Origin of the sequence: Streptomyces lavendofoliae, from assembly GCF_014649735.1 — a bacterium.
Classification (GTDB): domain Bacteria; phylum Actinomycetota; class Actinomycetes; order Streptomycetales; family Streptomycetaceae; genus Streptomyces; species Streptomyces lavendofoliae.
In genome coordinates this window covers 1-799 of sequence record NZ_BMTP01000063.1, presented here as the reverse complement: position 1 = coordinate 799, position 799 = coordinate 1, and the positions used below count along the sequence as shown (strand labels likewise).

Here is a 799-nt window from a genome sequence, read left to right as displayed (position 1 = left end):
TGGTGCCGCAGGTGGGCGGACGCGGCCGTCCGTGGCGTGATCACCGGCAGGTGGTCAACGGGGTGCTGTGGCGGCTGCGGACCGGGGCTCCTTGGCGCGACCTGCCCGAGCGGTACGGGCCGTGGCAGACCGTCTACGAGCGGTTCGGCCGCTGGGAGGCCGATGGCACGTGGGCGAAGCTGTTGGAGCACGTCCAGGTCCGTGACGACGCGGTGGGCCGGGTGGAGTGGACCGTCGCCGTCGACTCCACGGTCAACCGGGCCCACCAGCACGCCGCGGGCGCCCGTAAAAGGGGGACGCGGATGGGGATGAACTGGAAGATCCGGGCCGCTCGCAGGCGCGCCAGGCCCTCGGCCGGTCCCGGGGCGGGCTGACCACCAAGGTCCACCTCGCCGTCGACGGCCGGGGTCTGCCGCTGTCGATCGTGCTCACACCCGGAAACGTCAACGACACCACCGCGTTCGCCGACGTCCTCGATGGGATCCGCACCCCGCGCGTCGGCACGGGCCGCCCGCGCACGACACCGGACCGCGTGCTGGGTGACAAGGCCTACTCCAGCAGGGCCATCCGCCATCTGCTGCGGCGTCGGGGCATCGCCGCCACGATCCCCGAGCGCCGCGACCAGGTGGCCAACCGCCGACGCCGGGGGCGCCTCGGTGGCCGGCCACCCGCCTTCGACAAGGAGATCTACCGCGACCGCAACGTGGTCGAACGATGCTTCGCCCGCCTCAAGCAGTTCCGTGCGATCGCAACCAGGTTCGACAAGCTCGCAGACCGCTACCGCGCGGGACTCGTCCTG

General features: G+C 72.5%; 1 pseudogene. It reads left to right on the top strand.

Features of this window, described 5'->3' with window-relative positions:
* Positions 1–2 precede the first annotated feature (2 nt).
* A pseudogene (locus IE109_RS32840) lies at positions 3–799 on the top strand (IS5 family transposase); the annotation flags it as partial.